Here is an 18,347-nt window from a genome sequence, read left to right on the forward strand (position 1 = left end):
TTTGAAAGCTGATAGAAAGACCTTTCGTTTACAGGTCATGTCAATAAACGGAATATTTTTTGATGACAGAGCCAGCGAAATTATTCTTCCCTGCATAGATGGAGAATATGCCATTTTACCTGAACATGAGGAACTTGTTTTGGCCATATATAACGGTAAGATGACCATCAGGGATGCAATCGGGGATAAGATTGAGGCAATAGTAGGCGTTGGTTCTGCGCAGATTGCAAATAACAGAGTTATTGTTCTTGTCGATACTGTAGAAAAGCCGGAGGATATCGACAGAGTAAGAGCTCAAAGGGCTCTTGAGAGAGCAGAGGAAGAGATGCGACAGAAAAACTCTATCAAAGAGTATTACACTGCCCAGGCCGCTATGGCAAGAGCTCTCAGCAGACTGAAGCATTCTTCTGATTACGGAATTGATTAAAGGAGATACGATTTGTATAAAGCTGACAGAAATGCAGAAAATTATACATTTGACAATATAAAAGCTGCAGCTTGTATTTTTGTAATTCTTATACACTGTAAGTTCCCCGGCGTTGCCGGAGACTTATTTGAAGCATTGGCTCGTTTTGGCGTGCCAATGTTTTTTGCTATTTCCGGGTATTACCTTCTTAAAGATGATGACAGTACCGGTGGTATTCGCAAAAATATGGCACGAAAATTAAAGAAGACCTCCATAGTTACTTTAAAGATATGGCTCATTTATACAGCTTATTCTTTTCTTTATGCTATTACTGTAAATTACGGAATAAAGGAGTGGGTCAACGAGAAATTTAACCTGTTTGAATTTTCAAGATTATTACTTTTTAACTCAGGCAAATTTATCTATGACTTCACCTATGCTTTTGACCATTTATGGTATTTATTTGCTCTTTTATATGTATATCTGCTTGTTTTTATTTTTGCGCCGATTTTAAAAAAGGGCGCAAAACCGATTTCTATTTTACTTTTGGGATTATTGTTTTTCGGAGAACTTTTGAAGATATATTATCCGATCAGACCGTTCGGAATCAGTGTATCGGTTTGGTATGTGATAAGGAATTGGCTTTTTGTAGGTGTTCCCTTCACATTACTCGGATATTGGATGCATGAGGATAAAGCTGCATCTCTTATTAAAAGGCCGCATACGCTCGGAATGCTTCTTGTTATTACCGGTGTGTTTTTTACTTTCTTTGAATATAAAAAGTGGGGCCAGACAGAAGTATACTTTGGGTCTCTTTTGATTGTTGTTGGCCTTTTATTATTCGGAGACAGCGATAATGAGGATGCGGAATTAATAACGGAGCAGCAAAGTATATTATCGAAACAACTTTCTTTTATCGGTAAAAATCTCTCAGCTAATATATATTTTTTCCATGTTATGGTGATTTCTTTTTTGGGCTGGTGTGTAGACAGGATAAATCCTGATTTCTACGGTAGTCTGGTATTTATGACTTTAAGGCCTATAATAGTAATAACCATTACAATATTAATCTCGTACTGTTTTTATGTGGTTAAATTAATCACTACTAAAAACAATAATAATTTGAGAAAATAACATCTATGTGCGCAAAGCACAAGTAAAAATGCGGAGTAAGTATGAAAAGAGACGAATTTATTTCATTTATTCAAAATAAAAAGATTGCATTCCTTGACGGAGCTACAGGAACGAATCTCATGAAGGAAGGACTTCCTGCAGGAGCATGTACCGAGGAATGGATTCTCGAAAATCCCGAAGTTATAAAAAAATTGCAAAAAAGCTATGTTGAAGCCGGAAGCGATATTATTTACGCACCGACATTTACCGGCAACAGAATAAAGCTTAAAAATTTTGGCCTTGAAGACAGAATTGAAGAAATTAATACAAGGCTTGTAGAACTTGCAAAAGAAAGTGCCGAGGGGAAAGCGCTTATTGCAGGCGATATAACTATGACAGGTCGCCAGCTTAAACCCATGGGCGATCTCGATTTTGAAGAACTAATTGAAGTTTATAAGGAACAGATAACAATTCTTTGCAAGGCCGGAATAGATGTTCTTGTTGTGGAAACCATGATGAGCCTTCAGGAATGCAGAGCTGCCCTTATAGCCGCAAAAGAAGTATCGGATATTGCGGTTATGGTTACGCTTACCTTTGAGGGTGATGGAAGAACTCTCTTTGGTACAGATGCCAAAACTGCTGCAATAGTAATGGAATCACTTGGCGCCGCTGCTGTTGGAGCAAATTGCGGTACAGGCCCCGATAATATGGTTGAGCTTATTGATGATATGGCATCGGTTACGACAATTCCGATAATAGCAAAGCCCAATGCAGGACTTCCGGTCGTAACAGAAGATGGCACTACTGAATATGATATGGAATGCAGTGTATTTGTGCCTGAAATGGAAAAGCTAATAAAAGCCGGAGCAACTATTATTGGTGGATGCTGTGGAACTAGCCCCGAATATATCAAAGGTATTCATGAGAAATACCATAATTATGAACTCTCAGATAAGGTTATCAGAAAAACTGCCGGTGTGAGATATCTTACAAGTGAACGTTCATCCATAGCTTTCGGCATGGACGATCCTTTCATGATCGTCGGTGAGAGAATTAATCCGACAGGTAAAAAGAAACTGCAGGCCGAACTTCGCGAAGGAAATCTCAATATGGTCTGTGATTTTGTCTCACAGCAGGAAGAAGATGGTGCTTCAATCCTTGATGTTAATGTGGGCATGAGCGGTATAGATGAGAAACAGATGATGAGTGATGTTCTTGAAGAGATTATTCCGCTTACATCACTTCCTCTTTGCATTGATACCAGCGATGAAGCCACTATGGAGATGGCACTCAGGAAGTATCCAGGCAGAGCTCTTATAAATTCTATATCTTTGGAAAAAGATAAAGCTGAAAGATTTTTACCTCTTGCTAAAAAATACGGAGCAATGTTTATAGCACTTCCGGTAGGCCCTAAAGGGCTTCCGAAAGATTTGGAAGAAAAGCATGAATTTATTGAGGCGCTTTGTGATAAAGCCTATAATGCCGGCTTATCTAAGGGAGATATTGTTGTTGACGGACTTGTAGCAACTATCGGAGCCAATCCAAATGCAGCTCTTGAGACACTTGCTACCATAAGCTACTGTAAGGAAAGAAATCTCGCAACAATATGCGGCCTTTCAAATATTTCCTTCGGCCTTCCGCAGAGAGCTTTCATCAATACTGCATTTTTAACTATGGCTATAGCTAATGGCCTTACAATGGCTATTTGCAACCCTTCACAGGAACTTCTTGTAAATAGCGCTTTTGCTTCCGATCTGTTAAGACATAAGGAAGAAGCAGATATTCGCTATATTGAGAGGATGAATCGCTACGACGGAATGAATGTTGCCGTGACCTGTGTTCCGAAGGGACAGGCTGTGCAGACAGCTGCAGCGCAGAGTACCGGTAAGGATTCTGCATCTGCAACAAATGCCGGATCAAACAATAATGAAAGCGCAGATGATCCTGTAACATCATTTAAAAAACTCATTAAAAATGATGTTATGAAGGGCAGTAAGAGGATAATAGAAAAGGACACCAAGGAAGCTGTAAATGCAGGCTGTAATCCCAAAGAACTATTAAACGAAGTTCTTATGCCTGCAATAAATGAAGTTGGTGAGCTTTTCGATAAAGGAAAATACTTCCTTCCCCAGCTGATTGCCAGTGCGGAAGCTATGAAGCTTAGCATAGGCGTTCTGGAACCTCTTCTTAAAGAAGCAGAGGGCGAAGATTCAAAGGCTAAGGAAACAATAGTTATTGCAACCGTGCATGGTGATATCCACGATATCGGAAAAAATCTTGTTGCTCTGATGCTTAAGAATCATGGTTTTAATGTTATCGATCTTGGAAAGGACGTTCCAAGCGAAAAGATAGTGGATACTGCAATTACTGAAAAAGCAGGTATTATTGCGCTTTCTGCTCTAATGACAACAACCATGCAGGAAATGAAGAATGTTGTTAAGCTTGCCGGTGAGAAAAATTGTAAAGCAAAGATAATCATAGGCGGGGCAGTGGTTACAGAGGATTACGCTTGGGAAATAGGAGCTGACGGTTATTCCTCCGATGCTGCCAGTGCAGTCAAAGTGGTTAAGAATATACTCAGCGAAGCCGAAAAGAAATAAACGCTTATTACATTTTGACGTTTATCAGTATTTGTTATTAAATATATTCATGGAGGCAATATTTTATGAACGGTGCGCAGGCCATAGTAAAATGTTTATTGGAAGAAAAAGTTGATGTTGTTTTTGGATATTCGGGCGTTGCAATTGCTCCTTTTTATGATGCGCTCGGAGAAACAAACATAAAACAAATCCTAATAAGAACCGAACAGAATTCAGCACACTGTGCTAGTGGATATGCAAGAATCAGCGGAAAGGTGGGCGTCTGTGCTGTTACCAGTGGTCCCGGTGCTACAAATCTAATTACCGGTATCGCTACTGCATATGCTGACAGTATTCCTCTTGTGTGCATTACAGGACAGGTCAATTCCGAACTTATAGGTAGTGATGTTTTCCAGGAAGCTGATATTACAGGTGCTGCAGAATCTTTCGTCAAATACAGCTACCTTATCCGTGATGTAAATGATATACCCAGGATATTTAAAGAGGCTTTCCATATAGCCAATACAGGAAGAAAAGGCCCGGTACTTATTGATATACCGATTGATATACAGCAGGCTACAATCAATAAATTCTCATATCCCGAAAAGGTCAATATGAGAACTTATAAGCCAACCGTTGAGGGTAATGCTGCCCAGATTAAAAAGGTTGTTAAAGAGGTGGCACAGGCAAAGCGTCCGATTATCTGTGTTGGAGGCGGTGTGCACCTTTCAGGAGCAGTTTCTGAAATCAGAAAGTTTGTTAAGGACAACTGCATACCAGTAGTATCAACCATGATGGGAATAGGCGTCATGGCTTCCGAAGATCCTTATTATTTCGGAATGGTCGGAAATAACGGAAGACCTTGTGCCAACAGAGCTCTAAATGAGTCGGATCTTCTTTTAATGGTTGGTGCAAGAGTTGCAGACAGAGCTGTAAACAGACCTGATCTTATCACAGAAAATAAAGTACTTATTCATATAGATGTGGATCCTGCTGAAATCGGTAAAAATGTCGGACCTACAATTCCGCTTGTAGGTGATATCAAACATATTTTCAAGAGAATCAATGAATTTGAAGACAAAGAGGATCTGATACATGAGAGAACTGAGTGGATTAATACACTCAAAAAATACAAGCAGGAAATGATTGAGAAGAGACCTGTTATTGATACAACAAAATTCGTTGATCCTATGCCGTTCCTGCAAAATCTTTCAAGGAAGCTTCCTTCAGATGCAATTTATATTGCTGACGTTGGACAAAATCAGATATGGTCCTGCAGGTGGCACCTGGTCAGAGAAGGAAGATTTCTTACTTCGGGCGGAATGGGTACGATGGGCTATTCAATTCCCGCTGCATTCGGTGCAAAGTATGCAGCTAAAGGAAAGAAAGTTGTAGCCGTTATGGGTGATGGAGCCTTCCAAATGTCTATGATGGAACTCTCAACCCTGCGCCAGTACGGAATGAATGTAGGAATAATTGTCTTCAACAATGGCTATCTTGGCATGGTTCGTGAGTATCAGCATTACAGCTACGATGACCGCTACAATATGGTCGAACTTCACAACACACCAAAGTTGGATAAAATTGCTGAAGCTTACGATATGAAATACCTTCGCGCATCATCACAAGCCGAAGCCGAAGTCCTTATCGATGAGCTCGTCAAAAATGACGAATGCGTCCTCTGCGAAGTAGTCGTCGATCCCATGGACCTCGCCAAATAAAGACAACTATAATTTTTCATTGATAATTGATAAGGTGATTTTTTGTATATTTATCCAATGCACAGCCGGAATAAATATATATTTATGACGGCGTACTCGGAGGAACTATGAAAAGAATTTATTCAGTTTTAGTTGAGAATCATGCCGGTGTGCTTAGTAAAGTTGCGGGCCTTTTCTCACGAAGAAATTTTAATATTGACTCGCTTGTTGTGGGTGAAACTAATTCAAAGGATGTCTCATGCATGACAATTGTATCAAGCGGTGATGAAAGGACAATTGAGCAGATTGAGAAACAGCTCAATAAAAAGCTTGATGTAATAAAGGTTAAGACTTTTAAGGAAAGCATGAGCATCTGCCGCGAGCTCACCCTCATCAAGGTTCGTTACAATCGCGAAAACAGAAGAGATATCATGGAAAACTGTGACATCATGAAAGCGCAGATTGTCGATATGAGCAAAAACATGATGATTATACAGATTTGTGATACTCCTGAGCGAGTAGAAGTTTTTATAGAAATGCTTAGAACAGTTTCTATTGTTGAAATTGCTCGAACAGGAACAGTTGCTCTCACAAAATGCAGTGAGGGTGAGAAGTAAGGGGATTAGATTAAAAAACATCAATAAAGTATTTGTTAAAGTAAATCAATAATTTAGCCCTTTAAAGTTTTAATTTTGTAAAGTATTTCGTTGACTTTGTGCATAAAAGCGCATATAATCCATTGTTAAAGGTGCAAACAAGAAAATAAATGCACCCAAAATCTGATTATCAGTTTTTTTCGGAGGGACATGAAGAGAAAAGTTTTTCAATTGCTGGTAGATAATACATCCGGCGTTCTTACAAGAATCTCAGGTCTTTTTGCAAGAAGAGGATACAATATCGAGAGTATAACGGCCGGAACTACAGCAGATCCCAATTATACCAGAATAACAATTGTAACATCCGGAGATGATGTGATCCTTGATCAGATTGAGAAACAGTTAAGCAAACTGATCGATGTCAGGGATATTCATGAACTCGAACCTGAAGAGAGTGTATACAGAGAACTTGCTCTTATAAAGGTTAGAGCTGATGAGAAGGAGCGAGATAGTCTTATTTCGATAGTTAATATTTTCAGAGCAAATATTATCGATGTGACTCCCGAATCGCTCATCATTGAGATAACCGGTAACCAATCCAAGGTTGATGCACTTCTTAAGATGCTTGAGGGAAAAGAAATTCTCGAGCTTGCAAGAACAGGAATTGCCGGTCTCGGAAGAGGTGTTGATAAGGTTATTTCTATCGAGGAATTACAGAATATGTAACAGTTAACTTCGAAAAATGCTTATAAGCTGTTTTCGTTGGTATATAAAAATTAATTTTTTACGGAGGTAAGAAACATGTCACAGGATGCACGTATTTTCTATCAGGAAGATTGTAATCTTTCACTTTTAGAGGGCAAGACAATTGCCATTATAGGTTATGGTTCCCAGGGACACGCTCATGCACTTAACCTTAAGGAGTCCGGATGCAAGGTCATCGTTGGTCTTTATGAGGGTTCTAAGAGCAAGGCTAAGGCTGAGGCACAGGGACTTGAAGTTTACACAACAGCAGAAGCTGCTAAGAAGGCTGACGTGATTATGATTCTTATCAACGATGAGAAGCAGGCTAAGATGTATAAGGAAGACATCGAGCCCAATCTTGAAGCAGGCAATATGCTGATGTTTGCTCATGGTTTCAATATTCATTTTGGTCTTATCCAGCCTCCGAAGGATGTCGATGTTACAATGATCGCACCCAAGGCTCCCGGCCATACAGTAAGAAGTGAGTATCAGGCTGGAAAGGGTACACCTTGTCTTGTAGCTGTATATCAGGATGCTACAGGTAAGGCACTTGATAAGGCACTTGCTTATGGTGCAGGAATCGGCGGAGCAAGAGCTGGTATTCTTGAAACAACATTCAGAACAGAGACTGAGACAGACCTCTTTGGTGAGCAGGCAGTTCTTTGCGGCGGTGTTTGCGCACTTATGCAGGCTGGTTTCGAAACACTTGTTGAAGCCGGCTATGATCCGAGAAATGCTTACTTCGAGTGTGTACATGAGATGAAGCTCATCGTAGACCTTATCTATCAGTCAGGTTTTGCAGGAATGAGATATTCAATTTCAAATACAGCTGAGTATGGTGATTATGTAACAGGTCCCAAGATTGTTACAGAGGATACTAAGAAGGCTATGAAGAAGATCCTTTCAGATATTCAGGATGGTACTTTCGCAAAAGAATTCCTTCTTGATATGAGTGACGCAGGCGGACAGGTTCACTTCCAGGCTATGAGAAAGCTTGCTGCAGAGCATCCCGCAGAGCAGGTTGGTGCTGAGATCAGAAAGCTTTACAGCTGGAACAATGAGAGCGACAAGCTCATCAATAACTAAGATTTAAGGAGAGCTGCCGCTGATGCGGCAGCTCATTTTAGGTGATTATGGAATATTATAGGGAAAAGCCTTTAAAAGTCAGACTGGTTCAGATTTATTTTCTTTCATTTATCATGTATATGGTAGCGGTTTTGCCTTTTTTTATTGAAAGAGGCATGCCGTTTTTCTATTACGGAGACTACAATGTACAGCAAATCCCGTTTTACACTGTGGCACACAGAGCAATTCGAAGCGGTAATTTGTTTTATTTGTGGAATGTGGATTTCGGAAGCTCTCTTGTAGGTAGTTTTTCTTTTTATCTTCTTGGGAGTCCGTTTTTTTGGCTGACAATTCCTTTTCCCGAAAAGTTTATTCCATATATGATGCCATATCTTATGGCACTAAAATATAGTGTTTGCGCAGTTACTGCTTATGCATATATCAGACGCAAAGTAATTCGCGATGATTCCGCATTTATCGGCGCTCTTTTGTATGCATTTTCCGGTTTTAATGCCTGTAACATTGTCTTTAACCATTTTACTGATGCAGTGGCTTTTTTTCCGTTATTTCTTCTGAGTTTTGACAGGCTTATGGAGCTGGATCACCATAAAGATCTTTGGTTTTTCAGACCGGCAGGAAAGAGGTTCATTTTCTTTGTACTAATGACATCTCTTATGGCTGTGATAAATTACTATTTCTTTTTCGGTGAAGTCTTATTTCTGATACTGTATTTTGTAATATGCTATATTCCCGGGAATAATATCAGAACTGTTTTAAGAATGTTTATGCGTGCTCTTTTAGGCGGACTTCTTGGCGTTCTTATTCCTGCATTCTATGTACTGCAGGCAGTTCTTGGTGTCAGCGGAAACAGCCGTATTTCAAACATACTTCTTGGCTACGACCTTGTTTCATATGAGAGTATGAATATGCTCTGGGATATTTTAAAGAGCATGGTGATGATTCCTGACATCATTGGGAAAGGAACCGTTTTTTATACAGCCAGCGTAAAAAATGCTTCACTTGCTGTATTTTTGCCGCTTTTTGGTCTTTCAGGTGTAATAGCATATTTTTACATGAAGAAAAAGAGCGTTTATAAAAGACTAATTCTTGTCTGTCTGATATTTGCGCTTATTCCGGGACTGAATGCATTATTTTCTCTTTTAAACGAGAACTATTATGCGAGATGGTTTTATATGCCTATTCTCATTATGTCACTTATGACTGCAAAGGTGATTGAGAGAGGCGCATCAAAGGAACTGAAAAAAGGATGCCTGATAACCTGTGGATTATTTTTACTGGTTCTCGGCATTTCGATTCTTCCGTCTTACAATGATTATCATAAGATAAAATATATGGCGCTTATCGAAAACGATAAGATATTCTGGAGAGATGTCATCGGAACTTCCATAATTTTGCTGATGCTCATTGTATCGATTTTCCTGGTTCCCAAATGTATAAGGAAAATACCTAATCCTTTTGGGAAAACCATAGAATTAAAGCGTCCGATCATGCGGCTTGAGATCTTGCTTATAATGACTGCGATTTCTTCTGTTGTATCTTTGCATATAGTGCTTAAGAACGGCAGCGGACTTATTACAGATTACGGAAAAGAGCAGTGGGAAAAGCAGATGCTTAATTCCAGTCCTACATTGGACGATGAAGAGGATTATTTCAGGACTGAAACTGATAACACTGCAACAAATTATGATATGTACTGGGGATATGGATCACTTCATAGTTTTATCAGTACAATTCCGGCCCAAACCTTTGATTTTCTGAAAGGTACGCTTGATATCGAAAGAACAGTCGAAACAAGAATACCTGAATTTTGTCTTGGTATAAGAGCTATATTGTCCAATAAGTATTATCTTGAAAATTCGCTTATAAACGATGATGCAATGTTTAAAAGCGGTAATGGCATACCGGGCTTTATGTTTACAAGTTCACAAAACGGAATAGATATATATCGAAATATGAACTATATTCCGATGGGCTTTACCTATGATTACTACATCAAGGAGTCAGTTTGGGAAAGCATTGAAGATATTGAGATTAAGGACAGACTTCTCAGTGTAGTCCTGATTCTTCCGGATAAAGAAGCTTTAAAATATGACGGAATTATAAATGAACTGCCCGAGTCATATTATAAAGAGGCAATGCCGATCGAGGTTTTCGAGAAAAACTGTGATGATCGAAGGCAGAGCGCATGTCAGAAGTTTGATACGAATACAAGAGGCTTCTATGCAATGACCTCAAATTTGAGTTCCGATAAGATAATGTTTTTCTCGGTTCCCAATATGAAGGGATTAAAATTGAAAATAGAAGATAAAAACGCTGAGATAATAAATGCTGACTACGGGATGATTGCTATTAAAGTTCCGGCCGGTGTCCATTTCATTAGAGCTCTGTATTTACCGGCAGGATTCATACCCGGACTTGTTTTAAGTGTAATTGGTTTAGTGTTATTTGCGGCATACATTATGTTTTGTCGTTTTTACAAAAACCGCTAAATATGGTATCTTTATTCAAGATGATTTGTAGCGGTTTTATGAGATTTTATCTGAGTTTTTTGGAAAGGTGAGGAGTAAAAGTACATGGCTTCAATGACTATGAGCCAGAAGATTCTGGCAGCACATGCGGGACTTTCTGAAGTTAAACCCGGACAGCTGATCGAAGCTGATCTTGATCTGGTTTTAGGTAATGATATTACCAGCCCCGTAGCAATTAAGGAAATGGAAAAATTCAAGACGAATTCTGTCTTTGATAAGGACAAGATTGCACTTGTTCCCGATCATTTTGTTCCCAATAAGGATATTAAATCCGCTGAAAACTGCAAATGTGTAAGAGAATTTGCAAAAAGAAATTCCATCACCAATTATTTTGAAGTTGGTCAGATGGGTATCGAGCATGCACTTTTGCCGGAAAAAGGACTCACGGTTCCCGGCGATCTGATAATCGGTGCTGACTCACACACATGTACATATGGCGCGCTTGGTGCTTTCAGTACAGGCGTTGGTTCTACCGATATGGCTGCCGGTATGGCTACGGGTAAGGCATGGTTTAAAGTTCCTTCAGCTATTAAGTTTAATCTTATCGGAGAGCTCCCTGAATATGTAAGTGGAAAAGACGTAATTCTCCATATCATCGGTATGATCGGCGTAGACGGAGCGCTTTATAAATCAATGGAGTTTACCGGAGAAGGTGTTAAAGCACTTTCTATGGATGATCGTTTTACTATTGCTAACATGGCCATCGAAGCAGGAGGTAAGAACGGAATATTCCCGGTAGATGAGAAAACTATAGAGTATCTTAAGGAGCATGCTCCCGGAAAAGAATTTAAAACTTTTGAAGCTGATGAGGATGCTGAATATGATGAGGAGTACACTATTGATTTATCTACTCTTAAGTCAACAGTTGCATTTCCGCATTTACCTGAAAATACACACACTTTTGATGATATTGCTGATATAAAGATCGATCAGGTAGTGATTGGTTCCTGCACAAATGGACGTATAGATGATATCAGAATGGCTGCGAAAATTCTTAAGGGAAGAAAAGTAGCTGATGGAATCAGATGCATCATAATTCCCGCAACTCAGGCTATTTATATGCAGGCTATGGAAGAGGGACTTCTAAAGATCTTTATTGAAGCCGGAGCAGTAGTTTCAACACCTACCTGCGGACCTTGCCTTGGCGGATACATGGGAATTCTTGCTTCAGGTGAGAGATGTGTATCAACAACCAACAGAAACTTTGTCGGCAGAATGGGAGCTACGGATTCTGAGATTTATCTTGCTTCACCTGCGGTTGCTGCTGCAAGTGCGGTAACAGGCAAGCTTTCATCGCCCACAGAACTGTAAATTTGGGCATAACCAGACTTTGAAAGGAAAATGACTATGAAAGAAGCAAGAGGAAATGTTTTTAAGTTCGGGGATAATGTTGATACGGATGTAATCATCCCCGCAAGATATCTTAATACTACCGACCATGCAGAGCTTGCTGCTCATTGTATGGAGGATATTGATAAGACATTTATTCAGAATGTAAAAAAAGGTGACATCATTGTTGCCAATAAGAACTTTGGTTGCGGCTCTTCAAGAGAGCATGCACCCATTGCAATAAAGGCTGCCGGTGTTTCCTGTGTTATAGCAGAAACCTTTGCCAGGATTTTTTATAGAAACAGCATCAATATCGGCCTTCCCATTGTTGAATGCAAAGAGGCAGCCGATGAAATTGAAGCCGGCGATATCGTAAGTATCAATTTTGATACGGGTGTAATTACCGACGAGACAACAGGTAAGACCTATCAGGGACAGGCATTCCCTCCTTTTATGCAAAAAATAATCGACAGCGAAGGACTGGTAAATTATATCAATGCAAAATGATATCAGATTATTCATGGTAATCCCCTGCTACAATGAGCAGGAGGTATTACCTGAAACCTCCAGGAGACTTGAGGAAAAACTGAACAGTCTTATAGAAAGTAAAACCATATCAGCTAATAGCAGAGTGGTTTTTGTTGATGACGGTTCAAAAGATAATACCTGGAAAATTATAGATGAATTACATAAAAAAAATGAACTTTTCCAGGGGGTAAAGCTTTCAAGAAACAGAGGTCATCAGAATGCACTTCTTGCCGGCCTTATGACGGTCAGAAATGTTTGCGATATTTCAATTTCAATGGATGCCGATCTCCAGGATGATATTGGTGCAATCGATGAGATGATTGAAAAATATAAGCAGGGAGCTGAGATTGTTTTTGGCGTAAGAAGCAGCAGACAGACTGATACAGCTTTTAAAAGAGGTACAGCCCAAAGCTATTACAAGCTTATGAATAATTTGGGTGCTGATATCGTTTATAATCATGCTGATTTCAGACTTATGAGCAGTACGGCGCTGGAGATGCTTTCCGAATTCACTGAGGTAAATCTGTTCCTTCGCGGAATCGTTCCTATGGTTGGACTTAAGACAGATATTGTGTATTATGAGAGATCTGAGAGATTTGCGGGAGAAAGTAAATATCCGCTGATGAAGATGCTTTCATTTGCATTCGAGGGGATAACATCACTTAGTGTTAAGCCAATAAGGATTATATCCGGTCTAGGCGTATTAATATTTTCTGTAAGTATAATTATACTTATTTATTCTCTTGTGCGACATTTTTCAGGAAATACGATACCGGGGTGGACCACAACTGTTTTATCAATTTGGGCTATCGGCGGTCTCACAATGATTTCACTTGGTGTGATAGGAGAATATGTTGGTAAGATTTATCTTGAGACAAAAAATAGGCCAAGATACATAATAAGTGAATATCTTGGTGATAAAGAAGATAAGGTTAATCTTACGGATGTTAAAATAATTAGATAAAAAATATATAGATTTGAGGTTTTAGTAATGTCAGAAGAAAAGAAAAAGAAGACTCCTGCGGATTTTAAAAAGGAGAGTGAGCAGAGCTTTCGCGTAGACCTTGCAAAAGGTTCAACTGTAAAAAAAGTAATCGGAGTAGTAAGTGGTAAGGGCGGTGTTGGAAAAAGCCTTGTTACCGGACTTTCTGCTTGTGCCATGAATAAGAAAGGATATAAAACAGCAATTCTTGATGCTGATATTACAGGTCCCTCGATTCCCAAAATGTTTGGCGCTTCACAGATCAGATACGCAGATGATGATGGCAATATGATTCCGTCTGAATCCGAAAACGGAATAAAAATGGTATCAATCAATCTTTTGATGGAAAATGATACAGATCCCGTTATCTGGAGAGGCCCTGTTATAGCAGGTGTTGTTAAACAGTTCTGGGGTGAAGCCTGCTGGGGAGATGTGGACTACATGTTTGTAGATATGCCGCCCGGAACCGGTGATGTTCCGCTCACTGTTTTCCAGTCACTTCCCATCGATGGAATACTTGTTGTCTCAACTCCTCAGGAACTTGTTTCCATGATAGTTGAGAAGGCTGTAAATATGGCTAAAATGATGAATGTACCTGTCATCGGCCTTATTGAAAATATGAGCTATATGAATTGCCCTCACTGCAATAAGCCTATTTATGTATTTGGCGAAAGTAAGATTGATTCTTACGCTGCAGCAAACGGACTTGACGTTCTTGCAAGAATTCCGCTTGATCCTGAATTTGCCACAAAATGTGACGCAGGTAAGATAGAAGAATATGATGCAGACTTTATGGACAGTCTTGTATATAAGCTTGAAAATCTATAATATATTATTAAAATGACGTTTTAAGTTTATCGTTGGGGGATGGACCTTATGAAATGGAAACCGGGGAAGAAACAGCTTAGTATAATGGCATGCGTAGTTATTTGTGCACTGATCATTATGCTGATCTACTATGTACTTTTTAACGGGAAGGCACTCACTAAAAGCATAAACCGGCTTCTTTCCATTCTCACGCCAATTATCTTAGGATGTGTTATAGGCTATATTCTTACGCCTATTCTAAATACCATTGAACACAGATGGATTTATCCGCTTTATAATCTTAAGGGGATTGATCTCAAAAAACCTCAGTATTTTAAAAGAAAAAAGAAAGTAAGAAAAATCAGCGTTACAATAACGATGGCGTTCTTCTTTTTAATTCTTTATGCAATGCTGATGGTTCTTATTCCTCAACTTATTAGAAGCATAAGGGACATTATTCGCAATTTCCCTTTCTATGCTTCAAATTTTCAAAGATTTATGGATAAATATCTCAATGATAATCCTTCCGTCAGGAGAGTGGTGGATTCTCTTTTGCAGGAATATTCTACGACTCTGACAAAGCTTTTCAGAGATAATTTTGTTCCTAATCTTTCCACAATGATTTCTACAATATCCAAGAGTATGATGAACATAGTTCAGATATTTTTATATCTGATAGTAGGAACTGTCGTAGCTGTCTATGTTCTTAACTCCAAAGAAGTATTTATCGGGCAGGGCAAAAAGCTTTGCTATGCATATCTAAAAAAAGAGTTTGCAAATGAAGTTATTGGCGCCTTTAGATATGCGCATCATACCTTTACCGGATTCATCATGGGTAAAATTGTAGATTCGCTTATTGTCGGAATAATTTGCTTTATCGTTATCAAGTTATTAAAGGTTCCATATCCGATAGTTCTTGCTTTCTGTGTGGGACTTACTAACCTGATTCCCTTCTTTGGCCCGTATATAGGCGGAGGCTTTGGACTTATCCTGCTTATCATGATCAATCCAATAAAGGCATTGGCATTCCTTATAACAATTGTTGTGCTTCAGCAGATAGACGGTAATATCATCGGGCCTTTAATTCTTGGCAATTCAACAGGCTTATCGAGCTTTTGGGTTATTTTTGCCATTATGTTTTTTGGCGGCATATGGGGGCCTATAGGATGGCTTATAGGTGTTCCTGTTTTTGCATGTATTTATGCACTCTTCAGTCATATTACATTAAAGAGACTTCGGGAAAAGAAATTGCCGAGAGACACTTCAACATATATCGATACTGCATATATGGACGATGAAGGTATTGTGACTCTCGAAGATGCTGATAATACAAAATATTATGTTCATAATGAGGCATCAACCTGGAGGAGAATATTCAAGTTTTACAAGAAAGCAAAGAAAAACATAGAAAATGTTGTACCTACTCCGCCATCACCTCTCAGTATTTCTGATGATTCAGAGAAAGATGATGAGAAAGATTGAGCAAAATTAATGAAACATTAATTTTGTAATGTATACCTTAAATTATTAATGCTTAAATTTGCGCCTTGACACTTGATTTTATGTAACTATAATATTCTTTAAACATTGGCGCGTTAAAGCGTTAAAACTAATCGGCTTAGAGATATTTTCATCCCTGAACTGATCTATAAAATATCAAAGGAGCATAGTTATTATGGGGAAAAAGAATTTAGACTGGTCAAGTATTGGATTTAATTATCACGTAACGGATTACCGCTATGTGTCAAATTTTAAAGATGGTAAATGGGATGACGGCGCCATTACAACAGATTCTAAGATTGTTCTGAGTGAGGATGCCGGAGTGCTTCATTATGCACAGGAGGTATTCGAGGGACTTAAGGCTTATACAACAGAGGATGGTCATATCGTTTGTTTCAGACCGGATCTCAACGCAAAGAGAATGGTTGATTCAGCTCAAAGACTTGAAATGCCTGCATTTCCTGAGGACAGATTCATAAAAGCTGTCGAGGAAGTTGTTAAGGCTAACGAAGATTGGGTTCCTCCTTTCGGAAGCGGAGCTACTCTCTATATCAGACCTGTAATGTTTGCAACAGGCAATGTAATAGGTGTTAAGCCTGCTGATGAGTATCAGTTCAGAATTTTTGTTACACCTGTAGGTCCTTACTTCAAGGGTGGCGCTAAGCCAATCGTAGTAAAAATCAGTGATTTTGACAGAGCCGCACCGCATGGCACAGGTAACATCAAGGCAGGTCTCAACTATGCGATGAGTCTTCATGCAATTGTAACCGCTCATGATGAAGGCTTCGCTGAGAACGTTTATCTTGATGCTCAGAACAGAACTTACATTGAAGAGACAGGTGGAGCAAATATCCTGTTTGTAGATGAAAACGGTAATCTTGTTGTTCCAAAGTCCTTTACCGATTCAATTCTTCCTTCAATCACAAGAAGATCAATTGTTCAGGTAGCTAAGGATTATCTTGGACTTACAGTAGATGAGCGTCCTGTACGTCTTGACGAGGTACACAACTTCAAGGAGATGGGTCTTTGCGGAACCGCTGCGGTAATCAGTCCCGTAGGTAAGATCAACGATCACGGCAATGAGATTTGCTTCGAGTCCGGCATGGAGAAGATGGGTCCCGTTATCCAGAAGCTCTACGATACTCTCACCGGAATCCAGATGGGCGAAATCGAAGCTCCCGAAGGCTGGGTTCATGTTATAAAATAAAATAAATAAGGTCGAACACTGCTTATTGCTTGTTATTAGGCGAATATATGTGATATTTGTTTGCGTGGAACTATACATTCCAAAGCTAACAAAGTATCACATATATCCGCCTTATCCAATCAATCTGCAGCGTTCGACCTTTTCTATTATGTAAACTTTCTATATAATTATTTTATGTCCCTGTTTCCTTGAGGAGATGGGGCGTTTTTTGTTAATTACATTATAAGTTGGGCAATGAATATGAAAGAAAAAAATAAGAAAGCAAAAAGTTATGCGTTATTAGTGGGAGTGGTTTTATTAGCTTTGTTGATTATGCTGTTTAACAGGGTTAATTCAAGGAATGGCGAGCTTGTGGTGGTTTCGGTTGATGGGGAAGTGGTAAAGGAATTGGCCCTTGATGTTGATAATGAGTTGGAAGTTATCGGGTTTGATGGTGGTAAAAATAAGGTTGTTGTCAGGGATGGAGTTTGTTATGTAAATGAGGCTGATTGCCCTGATAAACTGTGTATTAAGCAGGGGGGAATTTCAAAGATCGGGGAGTCGATAATATGTCTGCCGCACAGAGTTGTTGTTACTATAAAGGGTAGTGAAGAAAAGGGTGAACTCGACAGTATGTCGAAATAATCTGATTAAATGCCTGAAGGATTGTTATGAAAACAAAAAAGCTTGCACTGCTTGGGCTTCTTTTGGCCTACGCGATGATTTTATCATATATAGAGAGTTTAATTCCGTTTTTCGGAGGTGTTCCTGGGATGAAGCTTGGACTTCCGAATATGGCAATCGTATATTTGATCTACAGTTATGGGAATAAGGAAGGGGCAGTTGTAAACCTGTTAAGGATTGTGCTTACTGGTTTCTTGTTCGGAAATATGTTTGGCATACTTTTCTCTATTGCAGGAGCTGTGATTAGCTTTATTGTCATGTGTGTTGTTAAGAAGACAGATATTTTCGATGTGAGAGGAGTAAGTATTTGCGGCGGTGTTGCGCATAACATCGGTCAGCTTCTTATTGCTGCATTTGTGGTTAAAACCTCCGGAATAATCTACTATTTACCGCTTCTTTTGATCTCAGGTGCTCTGTGCGGCTTTTTAAATGGTTTAATAGCCGGTTATATGCTTAAATACAGCAAGATTTTATGAACGTTTTAAGAAAACTTTATAATGTGCTTACCTAAAAACACTTATAATTTATTTGTGTAATTATGATGTAATCTATTGATTTTTCTGTTAACTTATGAGGGTT

Annotated in this window: 16 protein-coding genes; all 16 read left to right on the forward strand. The window is 39.1% G+C overall.

What is annotated here, in order from left to right:
- The first annotated feature begins 1 nt into the window (after window position 1).
- The 16 genes from atpC to G596_RS0100835 all read left to right on the forward strand — a co-directional run bounded on the left by atpC (window position 2) and on the right by G596_RS0100835 (window position 18,244).
- Window positions 2-427 (forward strand): ATP synthase F1 subunit epsilon, encoded by a 426-nt coding sequence (atpC, locus tag G596_RS0100760; RefSeq protein ID WP_022759912.1) that lies wholly within the window; start codon window positions 2-4, stop codon window positions 425-427.
- Window positions 428-439: 12 nt separating this feature from the next.
- Window positions 440-1,540: an acyltransferase family protein gene (locus tag G596_RS0100765; protein ID WP_022759913.1), complete on the forward strand. Its 1,101-nt coding sequence runs from the start codon at window positions 440-442 to the stop codon at window positions 1,538-1,540.
- Between the two features lie 41 nt (window positions 1,541-1,581).
- A complete protein-coding gene (locus G596_RS0100770; protein WP_022759914.1) occupies window positions 1,582-4,119 on the forward strand; it encodes a homocysteine S-methyltransferase family protein in 2,538 nt (845 codons plus the stop codon).
- Window positions 4,120-4,184: 65 nt separating this feature from the next.
- Window positions 4,185-5,819 (forward strand): biosynthetic-type acetolactate synthase large subunit, encoded by a 1,635-nt coding sequence (gene ilvB / locus G596_RS0100775; protein WP_022759915.1) that lies wholly within the window; start codon window positions 4,185-4,187, stop codon window positions 5,817-5,819.
- Window positions 5,820-5,926: 107 nt separating this feature from the next.
- Window positions 5,927-6,415 carry an acetolactate synthase small subunit gene (gene ilvN / locus G596_RS0100780; RefSeq protein WP_022759916.1) on the forward strand — a complete coding sequence of 163 codons (489 nt, stop codon included), beginning with the start codon at window positions 5,927-5,929 and terminating at the stop codon, window positions 6,413-6,415.
- A 189-nt stretch (window positions 6,416-6,604) separates the two neighbouring features.
- On the forward strand, window positions 6,605-7,120 hold the full coding sequence (ilvN, locus tag G596_RS0100785; protein ID WP_022759917.1) for an acetolactate synthase small subunit: 516 nt from the start codon (window positions 6,605-6,607) through the stop codon (window positions 7,118-7,120).
- A 75-nt stretch (window positions 7,121-7,195) separates the two neighbouring features.
- Entirely contained in the window at window positions 7,196-8,224 is a 1,029-nt protein-coding gene (ilvC, locus tag G596_RS0100790) for a ketol-acid reductoisomerase (protein WP_022759918.1), read from the forward strand.
- A gap of 47 nt (window positions 8,225-8,271) precedes the next feature.
- Window positions 8,272-10,713 carry a YfhO family protein gene (locus G596_RS0100795; RefSeq protein WP_155829088.1) on the forward strand — a complete coding sequence of 814 codons (2,442 nt, stop codon included), beginning with the start codon at window positions 8,272-8,274 and terminating at the stop codon, window positions 10,711-10,713.
- A gap of 84 nt (window positions 10,714-10,797) precedes the next feature.
- On the forward strand, window positions 10,798-12,063 hold the full coding sequence (leuC, locus tag G596_RS0100800; protein WP_022759920.1) for a 3-isopropylmalate dehydratase large subunit: 1,266 nt from the start codon (window positions 10,798-10,800) through the stop codon (window positions 12,061-12,063).
- Between the two features lie 36 nt (window positions 12,064-12,099).
- Window positions 12,100-12,588 carry a 3-isopropylmalate dehydratase small subunit gene (gene leuD / locus G596_RS0100805; protein ID WP_022759921.1) on the forward strand — a complete coding sequence of 163 codons (489 nt, stop codon included), beginning with the start codon at window positions 12,100-12,102 and terminating at the stop codon, window positions 12,586-12,588.
- Window positions 12,578-13,573 (forward strand): glycosyltransferase family 2 protein, encoded by a 996-nt coding sequence (locus G596_RS0100810; RefSeq protein WP_022759922.1) that lies wholly within the window; start codon window positions 12,578-12,580, stop codon window positions 13,571-13,573. Before leuD ends, G596_RS0100810 begins: the two co-directional genes overlap by 11 nt.
- A gap of 27 nt (window positions 13,574-13,600) precedes the next feature.
- Complete coding sequence (locus G596_RS0100815) at window positions 13,601-14,419, forward strand: Mrp/NBP35 family ATP-binding protein (protein WP_022759923.1); 819 nt, start codon at window positions 13,601-13,603, stop codon at window positions 14,417-14,419.
- Window positions 14,420-14,467: 48 nt separating this feature from the next.
- Window positions 14,468-15,880 carry an AI-2E family transporter gene (locus tag G596_RS20405; RefSeq protein WP_022759924.1) on the forward strand — a complete coding sequence of 471 codons (1,413 nt, stop codon included), beginning with the start codon at window positions 14,468-14,470 and terminating at the stop codon, window positions 15,878-15,880.
- A gap of 193 nt (window positions 15,881-16,073) precedes the next feature.
- A complete protein-coding gene (locus G596_RS0100825; protein ID WP_022759925.1) occupies window positions 16,074-17,105 on the forward strand; it encodes a branched-chain amino acid aminotransferase in 1,032 nt (343 codons plus the stop codon).
- Between the two features lie 240 nt (window positions 17,106-17,345).
- A complete protein-coding gene (locus G596_RS0100830; RefSeq protein ID WP_196805171.1) occupies window positions 17,346-17,729 on the forward strand; it encodes a NusG domain II-containing protein in 384 nt (127 codons plus the stop codon).
- 26 nt (window positions 17,730-17,755) lie between these two features.
- Window positions 17,756-18,244: a Gx transporter family protein gene (locus tag G596_RS0100835; RefSeq protein ID WP_022759927.1), complete on the forward strand. Its 489-nt coding sequence runs from the start codon at window positions 17,756-17,758 to the stop codon at window positions 18,242-18,244.
- Window positions 18,245-18,347 lie beyond the last annotated feature (103 nt).

It is taken from the genome of Butyrivibrio sp. AD3002 (genome assembly GCF_000420905.1).
Taxonomy (GTDB): Bacteria; Bacillota; Clostridia; order Lachnospirales; family Lachnospiraceae; genus Butyrivibrio.